At 67.2% G+C, this 21,932-nt stretch carries 20 protein-coding genes; 7 read left to right on the top strand and 13 right to left on the bottom strand.

The window, feature by feature from the left end; genetic code table 11:
- Positions 1–21: 21 nt before the first annotated feature.
- From OG976_RS05130 to OG976_RS05145, 4 genes are read right to left on the bottom strand one after another with little or no spacing between them, the layout of a single operon-like run.
- On the bottom strand, positions 22–1,257 hold the full coding sequence (locus OG976_RS05130) for a cytochrome P450 (RefSeq protein WP_328358787.1): 1,236 nt from the start codon (positions 1,255–1,257) through the stop codon (positions 22–24).
- Between the two features lie 3 nt (positions 1,258–1,260).
- On the bottom strand, positions 1,261–1,455 hold the full coding sequence (locus tag OG976_RS05135; protein WP_328358790.1) for a ferredoxin: 195 nt from the start codon (positions 1,453–1,455) through the stop codon (positions 1,261–1,263).
- Between the two features lie 4 nt (positions 1,456–1,459).
- A complete protein-coding gene (locus OG976_RS05140; protein ID WP_328358793.1) occupies positions 1,460–2,125 on the bottom strand; it encodes a TetR/AcrR family transcriptional regulator in 666 nt (221 codons plus the stop codon).
- A 46-nt stretch (positions 2,126–2,171) separates the two neighbouring features.
- On the bottom strand, positions 2,172–2,990 hold the full coding sequence (locus OG976_RS05145) for an SDR family NAD(P)-dependent oxidoreductase (RefSeq protein WP_328358796.1): 819 nt from the start codon (positions 2,988–2,990) through the stop codon (positions 2,172–2,174).
- A 166-nt stretch (positions 2,991–3,156) separates the two neighbouring features.
- Between OG976_RS05145 and OG976_RS05150 the strand changes: the two genes are divergently transcribed.
- The 3 genes from OG976_RS05150 to OG976_RS05160 all read left to right on the top strand — a co-directional run bounded on the left by OG976_RS05150 (position 3,157) and on the right by OG976_RS05160 (position 6,713).
- Positions 3,157–4,338 (top strand): cytochrome P450, encoded by a 1,182-nt coding sequence (locus OG976_RS05150; RefSeq protein ID WP_328358798.1) that lies wholly within the window; start codon positions 3,157–3,159, stop codon positions 4,336–4,338.
- Between the two features lie 28 nt (positions 4,339–4,366).
- The gene (locus tag OG976_RS05155; protein ID WP_328358801.1) at positions 4,367–5,212 is read left to right on the top strand and encodes a mycofactocin-coupled SDR family oxidoreductase; all 846 of its coding nucleotides are present in this window, start codon (positions 4,367–4,369) and stop codon (positions 5,210–5,212) included.
- Between the two features lie 124 nt (positions 5,213–5,336).
- On the top strand, positions 5,337–6,713 hold the full coding sequence (locus tag OG976_RS05160) for a wax ester/triacylglycerol synthase family O-acyltransferase (protein ID WP_328358804.1): 1,377 nt from the start codon (positions 5,337–5,339) through the stop codon (positions 6,711–6,713).
- Here OG976_RS05160 and OG976_RS05165 read toward each other — a convergent pair.
- Genes OG976_RS05165 through OG976_RS05200 form a run of 8 tightly spaced genes read right to left on the bottom strand, consistent with a single transcriptional unit; the run spans position 6,710 to position 15,858 of the window.
- Positions 6,710–7,525, bottom strand: coding sequence for an alpha/beta fold hydrolase (locus tag OG976_RS05165; protein ID WP_328358807.1), 816 nt, complete (start codon positions 7,523–7,525; stop codon positions 6,710–6,712). The genes OG976_RS05160 and OG976_RS05165 overlap by 4 nt on opposite strands.
- A complete protein-coding gene (locus OG976_RS05170) occupies positions 7,522–8,502 on the bottom strand; it encodes a cyclase family protein (RefSeq protein WP_442930431.1) in 981 nt (326 codons plus the stop codon). The genes OG976_RS05165 and OG976_RS05170 overlap by 4 nt, the downstream gene beginning before the upstream one ends.
- Before the next feature lie 14 nt (positions 8,503–8,516).
- The gene (locus OG976_RS05175) at positions 8,517–9,335 is read right to left on the bottom strand and encodes a coniferyl-alcohol dehydrogenase (RefSeq protein WP_328358813.1); all 819 of its coding nucleotides are present in this window, start codon (positions 9,333–9,335) and stop codon (positions 8,517–8,519) included.
- 12 nt (positions 9,336–9,347) lie between these two features.
- Complete coding sequence (locus OG976_RS05180) at positions 9,348–10,664, bottom strand: LLM class flavin-dependent oxidoreductase (RefSeq protein ID WP_328358816.1); 1,317 nt, start codon at positions 10,662–10,664, stop codon at positions 9,348–9,350.
- Positions 10,661–12,418: an FAD-binding protein gene (locus OG976_RS05185; protein WP_328358819.1), complete on the bottom strand. Its 1,758-nt coding sequence runs from the start codon at positions 12,416–12,418 to the stop codon at positions 10,661–10,663. The genes OG976_RS05180 and OG976_RS05185 overlap by 4 nt, the downstream gene beginning before the upstream one ends.
- Positions 12,415–13,344 (bottom strand): 3-carboxyethylcatechol 2,3-dioxygenase, encoded by a 930-nt coding sequence (locus OG976_RS05190; RefSeq protein WP_442930502.1) that lies wholly within the window; start codon positions 13,342–13,344, stop codon positions 12,415–12,417. Before OG976_RS05190 ends, OG976_RS05185 begins: the two co-directional genes overlap by 4 nt.
- Complete coding sequence (locus OG976_RS05195; RefSeq protein WP_328358825.1) at positions 13,292–14,992, bottom strand: bifunctional 3-(3-hydroxy-phenyl)propionate/3-hydroxycinnamic acid hydroxylase; 1,701 nt, start codon at positions 14,990–14,992, stop codon at positions 13,292–13,294. Before OG976_RS05195 ends, OG976_RS05190 begins: the two co-directional genes overlap by 53 nt.
- Before the next feature lie 2 nt (positions 14,993–14,994).
- Positions 14,995–15,858 (bottom strand): alpha/beta fold hydrolase, encoded by an 864-nt coding sequence (locus OG976_RS05200; protein ID WP_328358827.1) that lies wholly within the window; start codon positions 15,856–15,858, stop codon positions 14,995–14,997.
- 171 nt (positions 15,859–16,029) lie between these two features.
- Between OG976_RS05200 and OG976_RS05205 the strand changes: the two genes are divergently transcribed.
- The 3 genes from OG976_RS05205 (at position 16,030) to OG976_RS05215 (ending at position 19,458) form a co-directional block, all read left to right on the top strand.
- On the top strand, positions 16,030–16,731 hold the full coding sequence (locus OG976_RS05205) for an IclR family transcriptional regulator (protein WP_328358829.1): 702 nt from the start codon (positions 16,030–16,032) through the stop codon (positions 16,729–16,731).
- 148 nt (positions 16,732–16,879) lie between these two features.
- Positions 16,880–18,517 carry an FAD-dependent oxidoreductase gene (locus OG976_RS05210; RefSeq protein WP_328358832.1) on the top strand — a complete coding sequence of 546 codons (1,638 nt, stop codon included), beginning with the start codon at positions 16,880–16,882 and terminating at the stop codon, positions 18,515–18,517.
- A 110-nt stretch (positions 18,518–18,627) separates the two neighbouring features.
- The gene (locus tag OG976_RS05215) at positions 18,628–19,458 is read left to right on the top strand and encodes a hypothetical protein (protein WP_328358835.1); all 831 of its coding nucleotides are present in this window, start codon (positions 18,628–18,630) and stop codon (positions 19,456–19,458) included.
- A gap of 50 nt (positions 19,459–19,508) precedes the next feature.
- Here the strand turns inward: OG976_RS05215 and OG976_RS05220 are convergent, their stop codons facing one another.
- On the bottom strand, positions 19,509–21,053 hold the full coding sequence (locus tag OG976_RS05220) for an AMP-binding protein (RefSeq protein WP_328358838.1): 1,545 nt from the start codon (positions 21,051–21,053) through the stop codon (positions 19,509–19,511).
- 114 nt (positions 21,054–21,167) lie between these two features.
- On the opposite strand from OG976_RS05220, the gene OG976_RS05225 reads away from it, so the two are divergent.
- Complete coding sequence (locus tag OG976_RS05225; protein WP_328358840.1) at positions 21,168–21,884, top strand: enoyl-CoA hydratase/isomerase family protein; 717 nt, start codon at positions 21,168–21,170, stop codon at positions 21,882–21,884.
- Positions 21,885–21,932 lie beyond the last annotated feature (48 nt).

Here is a 21,932-nt window from a genome sequence, read left to right on the forward strand (position 1 = left end):
CAATCGGGCTGTGGGGCAGGGTTACCAAGTAACGGGGACTTCGTAGACCCCGTAGGCGAGGTGGTCTTCCGCGAACGGGACCTCGTCGAACGGGATCGCCAACTTCATGTTGGGCATGCGGCGCAGCACAGTGGGGAACACGATCTGCATCTCGGCACGGGCCAACTGCTGGCCGACGCACTGGTGCCGGCCGTAGCCGAATCCCAGCTGCTGGCTGGCGTCACGGGTCAGATCCAGCTTGTCGGGGTCGGCGTACGTGGCGGGATCCCAGTTCGCCGGGGCGAGGTCCAGGATCACGCCCTCACCGGCCTTGATGGTCTCGCCGGCGATCTCGATGTCCTCGAGGGCCACCCGGCGCTGACCGGTCTGAATGATCGACAGGTAACGCATCAGTTCCTCGACCGCGTTCGCGATGAACTTGGGGTCCTCGGAATCACGCAGCAGCATGGCCTGTTCGGGGTTCTGCAACAACGCCAGCAGACCGAGGCCAATCATGTTGGCGGTCGTCTCGTGCCCGGCGATCAGCAGGCCGGTGCCCAGCTGCGCGGCCTCCTTGACGTCGATCTCACCGGCGTTGACGCGTTCGGCGAGATCGGAGATTGCGTCCTCGGCAGGCTCTTTGCGCTTCTTCTCCACCAGGTCGATCAGGTACTGGTGCAGCGACATCGCACCCTTTTGCATGGCATCGGCCGCGGCGTAGCGGGCAAGCCCGGCGTTGGCGTGCTCTTGGAAGAACTCGTGGTCCGAGTAGGGCACGCCGAGCATGTCGCTGATGACTCGCGTCGGCACCGGCAGGGCGATCTTCGCGACCATGTCGGCGGGTTGCGGTCCGGCCAGGATCTCGTCGATGCACTCGTCGGTGACCTGCTGGATGACACTGCGCAGTGTCTCCACCCGGCGGAAGGTGAACGGCTTGGACAGCATCCGCCGGAAACGGGTGTGCTCCTCGGCATCGGAAGTGAACACCGAACGGGGACGCTTGTCCACGGTGGCGAGCATGTGGGCGTTCCAGTGCGGGAAGCCGGCAATCCGGTCGTCGACGCTGATCCGCGCATCGGCGAACAGCGAACGGGCTGCTTCATAGCCGGTCACCAGCCACGGGGTGCTGCCGTCCCAAATCCGCGCCCGCGACAGCGGCTTGGTCTCGTTCATCTCGAGTAGCTCGGGCGGCGGGGCGAACGGACAGCTCGCGGCACGCGCCATCGGATAGTCCGGGACGGTGGACTCACCGATCGCGTCGGTCAATGTGTCAGACATGGCTCACTCCTCGACGTCGATGGCCTGGGCCGGACATGCCACGGCCGCGCGCCGCACGCTGTCGGCCAGGTCTTCAGCGGGGTTGTCGCTGCGCAGGACCACGACGCCGTCGTCGTCGCGCTGGTCGAACACCTCGGCGGCGTTGAGCACGCACTGACCCGAGGACACACATTTGTTCTGGTCGACGGTGACCTTCATGCTGCTAAACCTGTCGTGTCACGGGGGCCAGCCACAGCCCGACAATTGCGTCGATGAGCCCGGAAGACGCTGCGCGCCAACTATTTACCGGCAGCGGCGAGCCTTCAGCGAGGGCCCGCTCGTATTCGGCGCAGGTGTGCATCAACAGGTTGCGCGCCATCATGTTGCGTTCGATGCGCACGGGGGCAGGCACCTCGGGCAGGCAGCGGTTGATGCCCTCCAGGACAGTGACCAGGGCAGGCAGCGCCAACGCATCGCGGGTGACCGTCTTGTGGTAGGCCGGGTCCGCCATCACCTGGGCAGCGAAGCGGGCGTACCAGGTGGGGTTGCCCAGTGCGGTCAGGTGGTCGGTCAGCGGCAACACCAGGCATTCGACCCAGTCGCGCAGCTCGGCAGACTCCCCCACCTGGGCGACCCGCTGTTCGCGCAGCCGCTCTACCGGGATGGCGTGCTTGTGCTCGATCGCCCGGACCAGATCGGTCTTGGTGCCGAAGTGGTATCCGACCGCGGCATTGTTGCCCTGCCCCGCGGCCTCGCTGACCTGCCGGTTGGACACCGCGAAGACGCCATGCTCGGCGAAGAGCCGCTCGGCGGCGGTCAGGATCGCTTCCCGGGTGAGACTGGCCCGATCGGTGCGGGAATTCCGGGAGGAGGTGGTCACGGTGGTCATCGTCGGCAAGTCAACCCTCCTCCAGCGATTAAGTCAAGCGATTGATTTAAGACTTCCGCTCGGCTTTTCTCTTGGGATTCGGCTTGCCTGCCGCCGTTCCCCCGTCGACCGGAAGCACCGTTCCGGTGATGTAGGGCGAGCGGTCACCGGCCAGGAACAGCGCCGCCTCCGCGACGTCGTCGGCGGTTCCCTCACGCTCCAATGGGCGGTCGGCACGCATCTGCGCCCGGATGCCGGCCTCGAACTTCGCGACCTTCTCCGGGTCCATCCCGGCCGCCGAGGACGCGACGATCGCCGTGCGGATATGGCCCGGCGCCAGGCAGTTCACCCGGATCTCGTGGTCGGCCAATTCGATGGCCGCGCATTTGGTGAAGTGGATGACCGCCGCCTTCGACGCCCGGTAGGTCATCACCCCGCCGCCGGCCTGCATGCCGCCGATCGAGGTGACGTTGATGATCGATCCGCCACCGGTTTCGGCCATGTGCCGGGCGGCATCTCGCGTTCCGGCCATCACGGCCCGGAGGTTGATCGCCATCACGCGATCGAAGTCGGCGAGATCGTCGTCGAGGAAACCGCGGTGCATCTTCCCGGAGATCCCGGCGTTGTTGACCATCACATCCAGACCGCCGCCGCGGTCGACCGCGGCATCGACCAGGCGGGTGATCTGCTCGGGATGCGCGACGTCGGTCGGCAGGAACAGCGCGTTGGCGCCGTGCTGTTCCGCGAGCGCCCGGCCGCGCTCGGCATCGATATCGCCGAAGGCGACGTATGCCCCCTCGGCGAGGAACCGCTCGACGATGCCCGCCCCAAGTCCTGCTGCGCCGCCGGTGACGACTGCGACCTTGCCCGCCAATTCGTTGCCCATGTCGGCGCAGTCAACTCGCAGGCGCAACCGACGTCAAGCGGCTGACTTAAATGCGGCTGTTCAGCAGGCCACTAGGGGGCCAATAACCGAGCGGAGCGAGAACGTAATTCTCTCACTTTGCGCACGTCATTGACACCGTTGAGAACCTACTGTCAGAGTTGCCCGCGTGACAGTCAGCGCCGACAGCGATCTGCACTACGACCCCTACGATGTCGAGCTCAACATCGATCCCTACCCGATGTTCGCCCGGCTGCGCGAGGAAGCGCCGCTGTACTACAACCCCGAGCACGACTTCTACGCCGTCAGCCGCTATGACGATGTCAACAAGGCGCTCATCGACCACGAGACGTTCATCTCCGGACGCGGCGCCCTGCTGGAGATCATCAAGTCGGGCATGGAAATCCCGCCCGGCACATTGATTTTCGAGGATCCGCCGATCCACAACATCCACCGCAACCTGCTCTCCCGGGTCTTCACCCCGCGGAAGGTCACGGCCCTGGAGCCCCAGATCCGCGAGTTCACCCGGCGGTGCCTGGACCCGCTGATGGGCACCGGGCGGTTCGACTTCGTCAACGACCTCGGCGAGCAGATGCCGATGCGGGTGATCGGCATGCTGTTGGGCATCCCCGAGGACCGTCAGCGCCAGATCACCGACCACGGCGAGGCGACCCTGCAGTCGGAGAAGATCGACCTGCTGGCCACCGGCGAAGTGTTCGCCGAGTTCGTCGACTACCGGGTCGAACATCCGTCGGACGACATCATGACCGATCTGCTCAACGCCGAGTTCGAAGACGAGACGGGCAACGTACGCCGGCTGCACCGCGAAGAGCTGCTCCTGTACCTGACAGTGATCGCCACCGCCGGTGCCGAGACCACCACCCGGCTGATCGGCTGGGCCGGAAAGACGCTGGCCGAGCACCCCGAGCAGCGTCGCGAACTCGCGCAGAACCCGGCACTGATCCCGCAGGCGATCGAGGAGATCCTGCGCTGGGAGCCGCCCGCGCTGCAGATCGCCCGCTACGTCACCCGCGACGTCGAGTACTACGGGCAGACGGTGCCCGCCGGCTCGGCGATGCTGATGCTGGTCGGTGCCGCCAACCGCGACCATCGCCGCTTCGCCCCGGACGGCGACGTCTTCGACATCCACCGGGAACAGAAGTCGCACATGACCTTTGGTGCCGGAACCCATTTCTGTATGGGTAGCGCGCTGGCGCGGATGGAGGGGTGCATCGCCCTGGAGGAAATCCTCAAGCGCTTCCCTACCTGGGAGGTCGACTGGCCGAACGCGGTCAAGTCGCCGACCACCGCCGTACGCGGCTGGGAAGCCATGCCGACATTTACTTCCTGAATCCACTACGACAAGAGGATCGACAACCATGGCAGGACGGGTAGAAGGCAAGGTCGCATTCATCACCGGGGCCGCGCGCGGGCAGGGGCGCAGCCACGCGGTGCGGCTGGCCCAGGAGGGCGCCGACATCATCGCGATCGACATCTGCGGGCCGATCCGGCCGGGAACCGAGACCGCCATCCCCGCGTCCACCCCGGAAGATCTGGCCGAGACCGCCGATCTGGTCAAGGCGCAGAACCGCCGGATCGTCACCGCCGAGGTCGACGTGCGTGACTATGACGCGCTGAAGGCCGCCGTGGACAGCGGCGTGGAACAACTCGGCCGGCTCGACATCGTCGTGGCCAACGCCGGTATCGGCAACGGCGGCAACACCCTCGACGAGACCAGCGACGAGGACTGGGACGAGATGATCGACATCAACCTCTCGGGCGTCTGGAAGACCGTGAAAGCTGCTGTGCCGCATATCAAAGCGGGCGGCCAGGGCGGCTCGATCATCCTCACCAGCTCGGTCGGCGGGCTCAAGGCCTACCCGCAGTGCGGCAACTACGTCGCCGCCAAGCATGGTGTGGTGGGCCTGATGCGGACGTTCGCCGTGGAACTGGGCCAGCACATGATCCGGGCGAACTCGGTGCATCCCACTCACGTGGCCACCGACATGTTGCACAACGAGGGGACGTTCAAGATGTTCCGTCCCGACCTGGAGAATCCCGGCCCCGACGATATGGCCCCGATCTGCCAGATGTTCCACATGATGCCGGTGCCGTGGGTGCAGGCCCAGGACATCAGCAACGCGGTGCTGTTCCTGGCCTCCGACGAGGCCCGCTACATCACCGGCGTGACGCTCCCCGTCGACCTGGGTGGCTGCCTGAAGTGATCTGATTGCCGCCGCACTCCGAGGACCTACGGCCGCCGGCACGGGGCCCTAATGCCCTCGTGGTTGTGCGCGGCGCAGTGAAGCATCCCGGCAAGACGCAACGCCGCGTGGGAGGCCACTGCACATGAACGAACCGATCGCGCCACTCGACCTGTCGTGGCTGCTGTTCGAAACCCCGGCCGGTACCACCCATGTGGGTGCGATGCTGCTGTTCAAGAAACCACGTGGCCGGGCAGCCGTCGTCCGCGAGATCGTCGACGCCTACCGCCAGTTTCGCCCCACGCCCCCGTTCAACTTCGTGCCGGAGCTGACGGGCCACGGCACCCCGCATTTCCGCGAGGCCCAGGACTGGGATCCCTACTACCACGTGGGGCACCTGACCCTGCCTGCCGGCAGTTCGTATCAGGACCTGCTGCGGTTGGTGGCAGACCTACACGAACCGATGCTGGATCGGGACCGTTTGCTGTTCCGTTGCTGGGTCATCGACGGAATTCCCGGCGGCCGGTTCGCGATCTACACCAAGACCCACCACAGCATTGTCGACGGGGTCTCCGGACTCAGGATGCTCTACCGGGGGCTGTCCATCACCGACGAGCGGTGCGTCCCCGCACCGGCCTTCGCCCTGACCTCGGCACCCAAAGCGCCGACCGAGCCGACGCCGTTGCTGCACAAGATCACCGACTCGATCCGCGGGTTGGTCGCCCAGGTGGGGACGGCCAACCAGATCTCGATCGGGATGCTGCGCAAGGCCCTCACCACGGCCGTAGGGGCCGACCCGAAGGGCAGCCTGCCGTTTCTGGCCCACCACGCCCCGACCAACCGGCCGCTCAAGCAGGGCCGCAGCGTCGCCACATTGTCGCTGCCGCTGGACGAGATGCACGAGATCGGACACCGATTCGGGGGCACGCTCAACGATGTGGCGGCCGCGATCGTGGACGCCGGTCTGCATGCCTACCTCGCCGACGCCGGCGAGGCATTCCCGCACCGCCTCATCGCCATGGTCCCGGTATCGCTACGGACCGAAGGCGACACCGCGGCGGGCACGCGGGTCTCGGCCTTATTCGTCCGCCTCGGCGAGCCCGAAGCGACTCCCGCGCAACGCATTCAACAGGTCGTCGAGTCGGCGGCCGACGCCAAGCAGGAACTGGCGGGCTGGTCCTCGGACGCCGCCATGACCTACGGGGCCGGCCTGCTCGGGTTGGCCATCCTGGGCGCATCGACCCATGTCGACCAGCTCACCCCGCCGGCGTGCAACCTGGTGATCTCCAATGTGCCCGGGGTGGCCGAGCCGCGGTACCTCAATGGTGCGCCGCTGCTAGGCATCTACCCGGTGTCCGCACTGGCCGCCTCGATCGGTCTGAACGTCACGCTGAGCTCCTACCACGACCATATGGACTTCGGGTTCGTCGCCAACACGGCCGCGATCGCCGACGTCTCGGCACTCGCCGAGCACACCCTGACGGCGTACCGCGAGCTCAAGGCCGCCGCCAAAGCCGCCTAGCCGAGGAAGCCGAGCAGCAACTCGGCGACCGCCCGCGGCTGTTCGATCTGCGGGCAGTGCCCGGCATCGGCGATGACCGCCGACCGGGCCCCGGCGATCTGACCGGCGATCCCGGCCGCCCAGCCCGGTGCGAGCAGCTTGTCCCCCGCTCCCTCGATCACCAGAACCGGGACGGTGATGCGGTCGTAAGCGCGCCTGCTCGACGGGGTGGCCGGTGGCTCGAGTCCGGGTCGGCGAAAGCGGGCCGCCGCCAAGGACTCCCAGGCGCCGGGGGCGATGCTGGATTCGTAGCGGCGCCGCACGTAGTCGTCATCTGCCGGGTAGGCGGGATCGAAGAACAGGGCCGCCACGATGTTGCGCATCGCCTCGACGGTGGCGTCGTACTCGTAGAGCGCGCCCGCGTGCGCGTTCTTCTGGATCTCGCCACCTCCGCAGATGGCGACCGCGCTGCGCACCGGCAGCACCGGGGTGTCCGAGGTGAGGTCGGTCAGTAGGTTGATCGCACCCATCGAGTTGCCGACGAAATGTGCCGAGTCGATGCCGAGGACCTCGCAGAACCGGGCGATGTGCCGGATCCGCATGCCGCGGCCGTCGGTGAAGTCCACAACCTTGGCCGAGCCGCCGAAGCCGAGCATGTCGGGGGCGATCACCCGGTAGCGGGTGGCGAGCGCGGGAATGATGTTCTCCCAGCCGATTTCGGCGCTGGCACCGAACTCGCCGCCGTGCAGCAGCACCACGGGATCACCCTCACCCGCCTCGAGGAAGTGCGTGGCCAGTCCGTCGACGACGATGGTCCGGTGTGCGCTGCTCACTTGATCGCGATGGGGTTGACCGGCGACCCGACGGCTCCGGTGACGGACAGCGGCGGTGCGACAAGCTGGAACTCGTAGCGTCCGTCGGCGGCACAGTCGGCCGCGAGGTCGTTGAGGTTCCAGTACTCGCCGAGCATCAGGCCCATGTCGCGCAGGCACAGCATGTGCATCGGCAGGATCGCGCCGTCGACACCCGACACCGGGTTCTCCACCATGAGGTTGTCGGCGGCCACCGCCGCCACCTGGTGGTCGGCCAGCCACGACGCGCAGGTCCAGTCCAGCCCGGCACCCGGCTCGGCGCCGTCACCGGTTTCCACAAACCGTGCCCACCAACCGGTTTTGACGAGCACGATGTCACCGGGTTCGACAGTCACGCCCTGCGTTCTGGCCGCTTCGTCGAGTTCTGCGGGGGTGATCGGGTCGCCGAGCGCGAGATGGGTGGGCACACCGCGCAGCTTGACGATGTCGAGCAGGACACCGCGCGAGGTGATGCCCTTGCTCACCACCTTGTCGATGCCGAGGTAGTAGGCCCCCAGGCTGGTCACCGAGTCGGCGGGAAAGTCGTTGTACAGCTTGTCCTCGTAGTAGACGTGTGAGAGCGCGTCCCACTGCGTGGCGGCCTGCAACGGCATGATGATCATGTCGTCGTTGAACCGCATCGGTCCGTTGCGGCTGTAGCTGCTCAACTGGACCGCGCCGGGATTCTTCAGCCAGGACGGGCCATACTTCAGCAGCGTCTCGGCGTCGCCGCCGTCGATCGTCATCACATGGGTCGGGTTCTGCCGGTATTTGAACGCGCCCTGCGGCCCCGACGAGCCGAAGTCGACACCCAGCGGGAAGACCTTCCCGTCCGAGACCAAAGATGCGGCCTGCGCGACCTTGTCGGAGTTGATGAAGTTCAGCGTGCCGAGTTCGTCGGCATCACCCCACCGGCCCCAGTTGCGCACGTCGTCGGCGACCCGCCGGAAATCACTCATGCTGGCCACGCTGCTCACCCTTTCGTGAAGTCGGTCGCCTGGCGGGCCGCGAGGTTTCCGCCGTCCACCCAGATGACCTGCCCGGTGATGTATCCCGCTGCCCGGCTGCCCAGGAATGCCAGTACCGCGGCCTGCTCCGCAGCGGTCGACACCCGCCCGAGCGGCTTGGGGATGGTGTCGAGATAGTCCTGACCGTAGGCCGCACGGAGCTGGTCGAGGATGGGTGTCTCGGTGACGCCCGGCGCGCTGCAGTTGATCCGGATTCCCCGGGCGCCCAGCGGGACGGCGTTGGAGATCGTGTAGCCGATGATCGCCTCCTTCGACAGCCGATAGCCGCCGTCGGCCAGCGCCTCGGGGTGCCGGCCGCACCAGTCGACGCCCTCGTCCACCGACGTCGTCGCCAGCAGGCCGGCCACCTGCGGCAGATGATCACGGTAATTGGCCGCAGCCAGCGAGGACACGTAAACGACCGACCCGCCGGGGCGAAGTTGCCCCAGCATCGCCTCGCTGAAATGCCGGGTTCCCAGGAAGTTGATCCGCACGACCAGCAGTGGGTCGCCGATACCCGACGACACCCCCGCGACGTTGAACAGCGAATCGATCTGCCCGTCAACGGCTTCTGCCGCCTGCGTCACCGAAGCGGGGTCGGCGAGGTCGATGCCGACGAACTCGACCAGATCTGCACCGTCGGCCGGACGGTGCAGGTCGAGCCCGACGACCTCAGCCCCGGCGTGCCGCAGTTGCCCGCACAGTGCGGCGCCGATTCCCGATGCGCATCCGGTGACCACCACCCGGCGGCCCTCGTAGCGCACCAGCTCGGCAAGGCCGGTCAACGACCCCACCGCTCAGCTGGAAGCCTGATGCTCACGGGCGTCTTTCTCGGCCTGGGCGGCCTGCACCCGGCCCTCGTTGATCTCGGCCCATGCCTCGGGGATCTCCGAGGCGGTGAACTTGCCGCCCTGACCGGTGGGCAGACCGCCGAAGGCGTAGGTGTCGTCGAAGGCCGGCGCTTCGGACGGGCGGCGGCGGGCCTCCACCTTCTCGATGACCGGTTCGAGGCGCTTGGCCTTGGCGGCCACGGCCTTTTCGTCGCGCTCGATGAACTCCGGCAGGATCTCTTTGCCCATGATCTCGATCGACTCCATGATGCCCTCGTGGGCCCGCGGATTGAGCAGCAGAATGATCTCGTCGACACCGCTGGCCTCGTAGTCGCGCAGGAACTGACGCACGGTCTCCGGTGAGCCGATCGCGCCGCGGCCTGGGCCGTAGGCCAGGGTCGGATCCTCCTTGACCGCCTCCTGGTAGAGCTCCCACACCTTGGTCCTGCCGGGGGTGTGCATACCGGTCAGGTAGTAGTGCATGATGCCGAACGAGAAGAAGCCGCCGCCCACACCGAGCCGCTTGACGGCCTCGTCGTCGGTGCGGGCCACCATCATCGACAGGTCACCGCCGATGGCCAGGATGTTGGGGTTGATCGCCGGGGTGACGGGTGCGCCCTTCTCTTCGAAGTCCTTGTAGTAGGTGTCCACCCGGTCCTTGAGCGGTCCCGGGCCGGTGTAGGCGAAACTCAGTGCCCCGATGGCCTTTTCAGCGGCCATGTTCACCGAGGACGGCCGAGTGCAGGCCACCCACACCGGCGGGTGCGGCTTCTGCAGCGGATGCGGGATGACGTTGCGGGCCGGCATCTCGACGTGCTGGCCCTTGAACCCGGTGAACGGGTCCTCGGTCATACAGCGGATCGAGACCTCCAGGGCCTCCTCCCACATCGTCCGCTTGTCGGCGGGGTCGATGTTGAACCCACCCAGCTCGGCCACCGATGAACCTTCGCCGGTGCCAAACTCCACGCGCCCGTTGGACAGGTGGTCCAGCGTCGAGACCCGCTCGGCGATCCGCGCCGGGTGGTTGATCGGCGGCGGCAGGTGCATGACGCCGAAGCCCAGCCGGATGTTCTTGGTGCGCTGGCTGGCTGCGGCCAGGAACATCTCGGGGGCACTGGAGTGGCAGTACTCCTCGAGGAAGTGGTGCTCGGTGAGCCACACCGTCGAGAAACCGGCCTTGTCGGCGGCCTCCACCTCGGTCAGGCCGTCCTGGAACAGCTGGTGCTCGTCGTCCTCCCCCCACGGCCGCGGCAGCGGGAACTCGTAGAACAGCGAGATCTTCATGAATTACCTCCAATGGAATGGGTTGAATCCTGTTGCTGGTCAGTGGAACTGTTCTGGTCGCCGGCGAGGTGCCTGGCCGCGATGTAACCGAATGTCATGGCCGGCCCGATGGTGGCGCCGGCACCGGCATAGCTGCGGCCCATGACTGCGGCCGAGGTATTGCCGACCGCGTAGAGGCCCTCGATCACGGTGTCGTCGGATCGCAGCACACGGGCGTGCTCGTCGGTGCGCAGACCTCCCGAGGTGCCCAGGTCGCCGAGGATGATCTGGAAGGCCAGATACGGCGGCGTGGTCAGTGGGTACAGGTTCGGGTTGGGTAACGTCGGGTCGCCGTAGTAGTTGTCGTAGGCGCTGTCGCCGCGGTTGAAGTCATCGTCGTGGCCGGTGCGGGCCAGCTCGTTGAAACGCTCTGCTGTGCGCCGTAATTCACCGGGTGGCACACCGATCTGGGACGCGAGTTCATCAAGGGTTGCCGCCGATCGCACGACCCCGGAGTCCAGCCATGCCTGCGGTACCGTGCGCCCGGTGGGCACGGGCGCACCGGGGACTTTGGGTAGCGGCAGGTGACCGGCGACGACGTAGCGACGGAACGACCGGGTGTCAGTGATCAGCCAGCACGGGATGTGGCGGACCCCGCTGCGCTGGCCGGCGATCATGGCGTGCGCGAAGTCCATGTAGGGGGCGGCCTCGTTGATGAACCTCTTTCCGGCGCCGTTGACGACGAACTGCGAGGGCATCATCCGTTCGTTGAGCATGAACTGCAGGCGGCCGTCGGGCCAGCAGATGGCCGGAAACCACCAGGCTTCGTCGAGCAGATCGGTGGAGGCACCGACCTTCTCCGCCGCGCGGATACCGTCGCCTGAGGCTGCGGGGTTGCCGAAGCTCCAGTCGTCGGTGAGTTCGGGCAGATGCTCGCGCCGCCAGGCCATGTCGTGGTCAAAGCCGCCCGCCGCGAGGATGACTCCGCGGCGTGCCCCGATCCGCTGCGCGGTGCCGTCCCGTTCGACGACCGCGCCCACGACCGCGCCGTCGACGTCGGTGATCAGTTCGGTCATCGGCGCGTCCAGCCACAGCGGGATGTCCTGTTCGGTCATCGCCAGCCGCAGCCGCGCGGACAGCGACTGCCCGATGGCGGCGATCCGGTCGCCGAACGCGTGCGCACGGAACTTGCGCCACAGCAGCTTGAGCAGGACGACCTTGCCGCGCCAGTTCTGGCGTACCTGGTAGAACAGCCGCAGATCCTTGGGGCCCAGCCAGATTCCCTTGGGCGCCAGCGCCAGCGGCTTGAGCAGGTTTTGCTCGTCATCGCCGAGGGCGCGCAGGTCGATCGGCGGGACGTTGATGGTGCTGCCGAGCTCCGATCCGCCGGGCACCTCCGGGTAGTAGTCGGCGTATCCGGGCTTCCACACGAATTCGCACCAACTGCTGACGTTTTCGAGGAACTCCATCATCTGCGGCGCGTTGTCGACATAGGCGGCGATGCGCTCGTCGCTGACGAGGCCGTCGGTGATCTGGGCGAGGTAGCGCTTGACGTCCGCGGGGTCCGGGGCGTAGCCCTCACGTTTCTGCGACGGGGCGCCCGGCACCCAGATGCCGCCACCGGACAGTGCGGTGGAACCGCCGAAGTGGCCGGCCTTTTCGACGACCAGCGTGTCCAGGCCAGCGGCGTGGGCCGTCAGGGCCGCGGTCATCCCGCCACCGCCGGAACCCACGACGAGCACGTCGACGGTCATGTCGAACATCTCGAGGTTCATCGGACGGCTCCGGCCGGCAGCGCGGTGCGCACGGCGAACCCGGCGATCAGTTCGGGGGCGGCCCGATAGTAGTGGTCGACCGTCCGGTAGGGCCCTTGGGCGGCGAGCGCGGCGAACGCGGCCACCCAGGTCCGCACCTCGTGCGCGGAATTGCCTGCCTCACCGGCGATCCACGAGTTGGTCCATCCTTCGAGTTCGCCGAAGCGGCCGGTGTCCATCAGGTCCAGGAACGAACGGTCCCACTCGGGGTTGAGCGGCTGGCACCCACTCTCTCCGGCGGCGAACTCCCGGGCCGCGGCGGCGACCGCCTCCTGGCGGGCCCGACGCTGCTCGGGTGTCATGGGTGCGCCGTGGACGATCCGTTCCAGGGCTGCCGGCGGCGCGGTCGTCAGCGTCGGCACCGGCGGATCGTGGGACAGCCCACCGGATCCCACCACAAGCACCCGCCGGTCCAACCCCGCCAGGAACGTTCCCACCGCCGTACCCAGGGCCGCAGCGCGGCGCAGCGGGCCCAGCGGCGTGGCCACGGAGTTGATGAAGATCGGGATCACCGGCACCGCGGTGGCATCGCCGAACAGCTTCTCCAGCGGCTGCACGGTGCCGTGGTCGGCGTCCATCCCCGTCGAAATAGCCACGTCGACACCCGCATCCAGCACGTGCTCGGCCAGTTCGGTGGCCAGTGCCACAGGGACGTCCAGCGGGCCGGCCTGGGTGCCGTAGTCACCGACACCGGCGGCGGCGGTGCCGATGCAGAACGGCGGCATCAACTTGTAGAAGAAGCCGTTGTAGTGGTCCGGCGAGAAGATGACGACCAGTTCCGGGTCGTACTCGCGGACGAAGTTACGTGCGGTGCTCAGTGCGTTCTCCACGTCCTCAAGCAGTTCCGCTGACGGGCCGGGCACGTTCAGCAGCGGGCTGTGCGACATGCAGCAGAGGGCCAGTGCCATCGTTGCCTCCGGGGATCAGGGTCAGGGTGTCGAGAAGGGCTGCGCTCAACTCGGGTGCGCGCTGGGCGATGCAGGCGCCGGCGATGCAGCGGTCCGGACGCAGGAACATGACCGATTCCGCGCGGGCATCGAACCAGGACTTCAGCGCGCCAGTGCGATCGCCCACCACGAGGACGTCGGGATCGTCCTGGTCGGGCCACGACAGCTGGGTCAGCGGACGCAGCGCGACGAAGACCGCGCCGAGCGACTTCCAGGCCGCGAAGCAGTCCTCTCCCAGGATCTTTCGCGGGTTGTTGTTCCAGCACAGCACCGCGAACCACGGGCCGATCACGTCGTCGAGCAGCACGTCGCGCCGATCGCGGGTGTCCACCCGGGGCTGGATGAACAAGGTGCCGACCCCGGGCGAGGGCGGATCGTTGTGGACCACCGCCCCGTGGTCGTAGAACGGCATCGGCTTGAACCGCATCTCGAGGATGTAGCGCTTGAGCGTCGGCACCAGCGAAGCCGCGCGGATCACGACGTCGCGCGCACCGGCGACGCGACGGTTGGTCGGCGAAATCACCTTGCCCACCGTGGTGGACAGGTCGATCATCGCCCGGGCATGCTTGCGGCGCTCGACGTCGTAGGAATCCAGCAGGTCCTCGCGCGCTTGACCTTTGACCACCGCGGCGAGTTTCCAGCCGAGGTTGCCGGCGTCGCGGATACCACTGTTGTAGCCCTGGCCCTGCCACACCGGCATCAAATGGGCGGCGTCCCCGGCGATCAGCAGCCGTCCCTTGCGGAACGACCCGGCGATGCGGGAGTGATGGGTGTAGACCCGCCTGCGGATGATGTCGGCGCGGTCCGGATACGGGATCAGCGTGCCCAACATCCGGGCGACGAACGCCGGGTCCTCGGCCAGTTCGTCGGACTCGTCGGCATGGATCATGAACTCGAAACGCCGGATGCCATGCGCGATCGAGATCGACACGTACGGCCGGGCCGGGTCGGCCCCGACTTCACTGTTGGGATGGCCAAGTGGGTCGTTCGCGACATCGACCACCAGCCACCGGGTCGATGACGTTGTGCCGTCGAACGACACGCCCATCAAACGCCTTGTCGCACTGCGCCCGCCGTCGCAACCCACGACGTAGCGGGCCCGGACCCGTCGCACCCCGGCAGCGGGCGTCAGGTCCACGGTGACGGCGTCGGCCGACTCGGTGATCGAGGTCATCGGATGGGCCCACGCCACCTCGACGTTGTCGAACCGCTCGAGGCCCCTGAGCAGTTCGGCATCGACAAGCGGCTGGACGAAGCCGTTGCGCTTGGGCCAGCCGAACCGCGCGTCGGGCGGAGCCATCTCGGCCAGCAGCCGTCGCCGGCCGTCGAAGAACCGCAGGATCTGGTTGGGCACGGTGTGCGGTAGCACCGCGTCGACCAGCCCGATCCCCTGGAACGTCCGCAGTGCCTCGTCGTCGAGACCGACGCCGCGCGGGTAGTCGATCAGCGCGTCGCGCTCGTCGACGATCAGGGTCTGGACCCCTTGCAGACCAAGCGAATTCGCCAGGGTCAGCCCCACCGGTCCAGCCCCGACGATAACAACGTCGACGTCGTGCGCGGCTGCGCCGCCATTCGCAGATGCGGCCACCCTCACCGCCCCAGGAGGAAGTCGATGTGCAGACGGTCGAACGTCTTGGGATCCTCGTACTGTGGCCAGTGACCGCAGCCCTGCATCACCTCGAACCGTGCGCCGGGGATCATCTCCGAGATCCGCCTGCCCTCGGTGACGTCGGCGGTGGGGTCGTCACTGGTCCACAGCACGAGGGTGGGCGCGGTGATGGCGCCGTAGTCCTGCGGGCGGATCAGGTTGCGCTGCCGGATCTCCGGATCCTGCAGCGCCATGATGTCGCGCATCGCGTCGACGAAGCCGGGCTGCCGGTAGACGCGCTGGCGGCTGGCCACGATGTCGTCGTAGCCCTTGGACTTGTCGGCCATCAGCCACGTGATCCGGGCCTGCACCGTCTCCCAGCTCGGGTCTTCCGCAGCGGCCATCGACAAGGTGATGATCCGTTTCATCACCTCGGGGTCGGCCTGCGACCCGCCTGCGGTGTTGAGCACGAGCCGGTCCACCCGGTCGGGGTGATCGACGGCGAAGCGTGAGGCCACCCATCCGCCCAGGGACTCCCCCGACACGTGTGCCCGCGGCGCATCGATGGCGTCGAGGAACGCCGCCAGGTGACCGACATAGTGGGCGATCTCCAGCGGGCGGCCCGGCTTGTCGGTGTAGCCGTGCCCCAACATGTCGATCGACCAGGTGGAGAAGTGCGCGGCGTGCGCCTCGAGGTTGCGCACGTAGGCCTCGGCGTGACCGCCGGATCCATGCAGCAGCACGAGTACGGGTTTGTCCTGGTCACCGGCATGCAGGTAGCGGGTGCGCACGCCGCCGACGTCCAGGTAGCCCTGCGAGAACGCGACGCCCTGCAGATCGCTCCAGACGCTCTCGAACTCCGACACTGCGTTGCCCCTGTCTTCTGCGATAATGGCATTCTCGCTTTTTGTAAGCGTTATGTGTAATTATTGAACTACGGTGTGCTATAGATAAAGAGCATCACTCTCGCAGTGCCTCCTGTCAAGGAACTGCGGCAGTGTTCGGCTCGCCGTTGGCACGCCCGACACGGAGACCGCATGACACAGATGAAGATCGACCGGCCCGCAGGCGCTGCACCGGGGGCGCAGACACTGGCCCGCGGGCTCACCGCACTACAGCTGGTCGCCGGCGCCCGCGATGGCTTGACCATCCAGCAGGTCGCCGACGCCATCGGTGTGCACCGCACCATCGCCTACCGGCTGCTGAGCACGCTGGCGTCCTACCGGCTGGTCGCCAGGTCCGATGATGGTCGCTTTCGGGTCGCGGCAGGCCTGGCCGCGCTCGGCGCGACGTTCGACAACAACGTTCGCGAACTGAGTTTGCCGATCCTTCGCCAGCTCGCCGACGAACTCGGCAGCACCGTCTCGCTCCTGGTGGCCGAGGGTGATCAGCAGGTCGCGATCGCGGTGATCGTGCCGACCCACGTCTCCTATCAGCTGTCCTTCCACGAGGGCAGCCGTTACCCGCTCGATCGCGGCGCGGCCGGTGTCGCATTGCTCGCGGCCATGCCGCCCCAGCCCGGTGAACGCGGGCTGGTGACCGAGACCCGCGCGAAGGGGTGGGTGATCACCCACGGCGAGATCGAGCCCAACACCTACGGCCTGGCGGTGCCGGTCCACCGGCCGCCGACCTCGCCGCACGCCTGCATCAACCTCATCTCCCACCGCGAGGATGTGGTGCGCCGCGGCAGGGACGCCGTCGTCGACGCGGCGCAACGGCTGTCGGCAGTTCTCAGTTAAGCACCCCGCTGAACTGCGCAGATGCCGTCGCCTCGCTTGACAGCCCGAGAATCGCGTCATTAGCGTGTGATGAACGAACGATCTCGTGCGTTATATGCACACAACGAAAGTTGTTGAGCTGCAACCGCACTGACGAATGGAGTCGACCATGCCAGACGCGGACTCGCCGGGCTGGAATCACGAGGTCGACGTCGTCGTTCTCGGCTCGGGCGGCGCCGGACTGACCGCGGCGCTGACGGCCGCAGCAAACGGTGCCTCGGTCGCGGTCTACGAGAAGGCGCAGACGGTCGGCGGCACCACCGCCGTCTCGGGCGGCATCGTGTGGACTCCGGCCCACCGCCGCTCCCCCGATGTCGACCTGCCCGTGCAGGACGCGCTGGACTATCTGCGCGCCCAGGCCCTGGGTGCGATGGATGAGGAATTGGTGGGAACGTTCGTGCGGACCGGCGCGCCGATGATCGACTTCGTCGAGGGGCACAGTGATGCCCGCTTCGAAATCGCCCCGGGCTACATGGATTACAAGCCTGAGCTGCCAGGCGGCAAGACCGTCGGCGGTCGCTCGCTGAGCCCGATGCCCTACGAGGTGACGCGCCTTGGCGAGTGGGCCGGGCGGATCACCACCTTTCCCGCCGACTGGAGCAATGTCGGCTTCGACGCCGAAACCCGGGCGCGGCTCAACGCCGACGTTGACGACCGCGGTGGCCAGGTCGTGGTCGCCGGCGGCGCGCTGATCGCCGGGCTACTCAAGGGTCTTCTGGATCGCGGCGTGGCCCCGGTCACCGGGGCCAGGGCAACCGAGCTGATCGTCGACTCCGGGTCGGTCGTCGGTGTACGAATCGCTCTGTCGGACAAGATGATCAACGTGCGGGCTCGCCGTGGTGTCGTCCTGGCCACCGGCGGGTTCGAATGGGACGAGAGTCTTGTCGGCGCGTTCCTGCGCGGCCCGATGCGCGGTGCGGTCTCCCCACCGAACAACACCGGGGACGGGCTGCGAATGGCGATGGCCCACGGCGCAGACCTGGCCAACATGGGTGAGGCGTGGTGGGTGCCGATCGTCCGCATCCCCGGTGACACGATCGAGGGCAAGCCGCGCAGCCGCAGTGTGCGCCTGGAACGCACCCGCCCGCGCAGCATCATCGTCAACCGGGCGGGCAAACGATTCGTCAACGAGGCGTGCGATTACAACTCGATGGCCGGCGCGTTCCACTACCTCGACCCGCGTGGCGGTTACGTCAACGACCCGGCCTGGATGGTGTTCGACTCGCTGCACCTCAAGCACTACGGGTTCCTCGGCGTCGAACCCGATGGCCCCGCCCCCGACTGGTTCAATCAGTCGGCCGATCTCGCCGAACTCGGCACCAAGACGGGAATCGACCCCGACGGGCTGGAGCAGACGCTGCAGCGATGGAACGACAACGTCACACGAGAGATCGACCCCGACTTCGGCCGCGGCTCCAGTGCCTACGACGGCTACTGGGGTGACGCCTCGGCGACCACCACAGCCGGAAAGACGTTGGGCCCCATCGATACTGCGCCGTACTACGCGGTGCCGATCTCGGTCGGCTCGATGGGCACCAAGGGTGGCCCGCGAACCGACAAGGACGGTCGGGTCCTGCACGTCAGCGGTAAGCCGATTGCCGGCCTCTACGCGGCGGGCAACGCGATGGCAGGCGTCACCGGCCGCGCCTACGGCGGTGCCGGCGGAACCATCGGCCCCGGCATGGTGTTCGGTTACCGCGCCGGCTATTACGCCGCCACCGGCGAGTCCGTCGAACTTCCGAGTTGACACCGCACTGAGAGCGGCTGTACCTCCGGAGCGTCGCCCTCAGTGCGGTCTCAACTCGGCCTGTGGATGGCTGACGCCAGGGTTGCGCGGTCTTTGACAGGCTCCGCCCTATGTCGCAGGTGTTCATCGGCAGTGAAGCGGTCGCGGTGGGGATGGTCAGTAAGTACGACTTACGGGCCCGCTATCGGCGCGTACTACCGGATGTGTACACGGCAAAGGGTGCGCCGCTGTCGCTGCACGAGCGGATAGTCGCCACGTGGCTGTGGTCGCGGCGCCAGGGCGTCATTTCTGGTATCGCAGCGTCGGCGCTACACGGCGCGAAATGGGTCGACGCCAACACCGTCATCGACGTGAACTGGCCAGGGCGCAAGGCGCCACCCGGGGTTAGGGTCCGCAACGACACCCTCCTCGACGGGGAGATCAAGTGTCGCAACGGCATTGCCGTCACCACCATCGCGCGAACCGCCTTTGACCTGACACGGCAAGGTCCAGCCGGTCAGGCCGTCGAGCGCCTTGACTCATTGGCTTGCGCCACTAACTTCACCGTCGGCGACGTTCTGGACGTCGCGAGAGCCCATCCGCACGTCAAGGGTCTGAGCAGGGTGCAAGGCCTGCTGCAGCAAGTCGATGCGGGCGCGCAGTCACCCCGCGAGACGTGGTTGCGACTCCTGCTGATCGACGCGGGCTTCCCCCGCCCGGAAACCCAGATATCGGTGCCCAGACCGGACGGCTACTCACACTATTTCCTCGACATGGGCTGGCGCGACGTCATGGTCGCCATCGAATACGACGGCGAGCACCATCGCCTCGATCGCAACACTTACCAAGACGACCTGATCCGATCGGAGTACATCGCGCACGTCGGCTGGCGCCGCATCAGGGTGATCGCCGGCCATCGGAGGGCCGACATCGTGCGCCGAGTCCACCAAGCCTGGCCTTGAGATTGCACTGAGAGCGGCTGTACCTCCGGAGCTTCGCCCTCAGTGCGGTCTCAACTCGGCTTCCGGCGCTCGGCAATACTCTTGCGCACCAGGTACTTCTGGACTTTGCCGCTTGCGGTGCGCGGGTAGTCGTCGACCTGGTAGAGCTCCTCCGGCCATTTCTGGCGGGCCGCACCGGCCTGCTCGAAATGGGCGCGCACCTCTTGCAGGGTGGGCATGGTGTGGCCCTCCCGAATCCGCACCACGGCAGCGGCATGCTCGCCGAGCCGTGGTTCCGGCGCGGCCACCACCACCGCCTCGGCCACCGCGGGCATGGTCAGCAACAGCTCTTCGACTTCCAGTGCGCTGATGTTCTCCCCGCCGCGAATGATGAAGTCCGCCTTGCGGTCGGTGATCGTCAGATAGCCGTCCGAGTCGAGCACCCCGATATCGCCGGTGTGGTACCAGCCCTGCTCGTCGAAGGCGTTCGCGGTGAGCTCGTCATCGGTGTAGCCCAGGCACAGATCCGGTCCGCGGGACAGGATTTCGCCCTCCTCGGTCAACCGGATCTCCACACCGGGGCGGACGTTGCCGTCGGTGAACAGTCGTTTGTCCTCCGGGGCGTCCTGTTCGGATCCGGTGATCGACGGATGCTCGGTGCTGCCGTAGGACCGGAACACGTGGATGCCCAGATCGGCGAGCCGGCGGGTGACGGCGGCGGGCACCGTGGACCCGCCGAGGCCGACGTTCGTGATGCGGCTCAGGTGCGCCCCGGTGAAGTCAGGATGGTCGAGCAGGCTGGTCACGAAGTACGGTGGCCCGCCGCCCATCGACATGCCCTCGCGTTCCATGAGTTCCAGGACGCGGCCGGGATCGAACACATCGCAGAGGTCGACGGACACCCCCTCGATCACCGGAATGAGGAAGGCGCCGACCATTCCGATGAAGTGGCCCACCGGGGTGGCGGTGACCTGGCGACCACGACCGGAGGCGTAGTTGGCCAGCAGCTGGCGCGTCTCGAAGCTCAACGTCTGATGGCTGTGGATCACCCCCTTGGGATCGCGGGTGGTACCGGAGGTGAATGCGATGAGCGCCGGCGAGGCGGGATCGGTATGCAGTTCACCGACCATCGGTAGGTCGGCCAGCAGGTCATCGAACCCGGCACCGACGAGTCCCACGATCGGGACGTCGGCGCACAGGTCGGGCGCAAACTCCATGTGCCGAAAGCGTTCGGTGGTGACGAACACCGTCGGCTTGGCCGTCTCGAGGATGTAGCCCAACTCCTTGCGGCCATAGAAGTGCACGATCGGCACGACCACCGCCCCCAGGAACGCCGAGGCCCAGAACGTCGCTGCGGCCTCCACCCAGTTCGGCAGTTGGAATGCGATCACATCACCGGGACCGACACCGCGTGCCCGCAGGCCCGCGGCCAGCCGCCGGGCCATGCCCTCGACGTCGCGGAAGGTACCGGTGAACGGGCGGACCTCGGAATGCACGCAGAATCCGGTGTCAGGGCTGGCCGCCAACCCACGCGCGAGCAGTTCGCCTAGCGTTTCCTGGGTCCACCAGCCCTGTTCCTCGTAGTGTTTCCTGAGCTCAACCGGGATGTTTCGCATCTGACTCTTCTCTTCGCGCACGCGGCTGGTCGCCAGCCTGCCTGCGCCTCGGGGCCGCTGGCGATGCTATTCTCCAAAGCCGAGAATGCCAATACCGGAATCGGAGAACCAAGAATGGTTGACCTCGACTGGAGCGACGACCTGGCCGTTCTCACGATCGACCGGCCGCATGCCCGCAATGCCATCGCCTTGTCCACCATGGGAGAACTCGAGGACGCTCTCGACGCTGCCGCACCCGCCAGAGCACTGGTGATCACCGGTGGCGGTGACCGCGCCTTCGTCTCAGGCGGCGACCTCAAGGAGCTCAGCGCGCTGCGCACCCTGGACGAGGCCGCCGCGATGGCGCGCCGGATGCGCACGATCTGCGACCGGATCGCCGACTTCCCCGCTCCGGTCATCGCCGCGCTCAACGGGCACGCCCTGGGCGGTGGGGCCGAAGTCGCCGTGGCCGCTGACATCCGGGTGGCCGCCGACGACGTCAAGATCGGCTTCAACCAGGTGACACTGGGGATCATGCCGGCCTGGGGCGGCGCCGGACGACTGGCCGAACTGGTCGGCCGGGGACGGGCCCTGATGCTGGCCGGGTCCGGGACCATCCTGAGCGCCGCCGAGGCCCAGCAGCTCGGCCTGATCGACCGGGTAGTGCCGCGGGAATCGTTTGCCGACGAATGGCGTTCGCTGGCAATCTCTTTGGCCAATCGTCCGGCCGGCGAGATCAAGAAGGTGATCGCGGGCGCGACACCGCAGCAGGCCATCGACGCCTTCGCCGGACTATGGGTGTCCGATGAACACTGGGCCGCCGCCGACCGGGTGATGAACCGGGCGAAGTGAGCATGTCCCGATATCTCGGGTTCGCCGGTGAGCGAACCGTTTCAGGCC

This window comes from Mycobacterium sp. NBC_00419, from assembly GCF_036023875.1.
In the GTDB taxonomy this organism is placed as follows: domain Bacteria; phylum Actinomycetota; class Actinomycetes; order Mycobacteriales; family Mycobacteriaceae; genus Mycobacterium.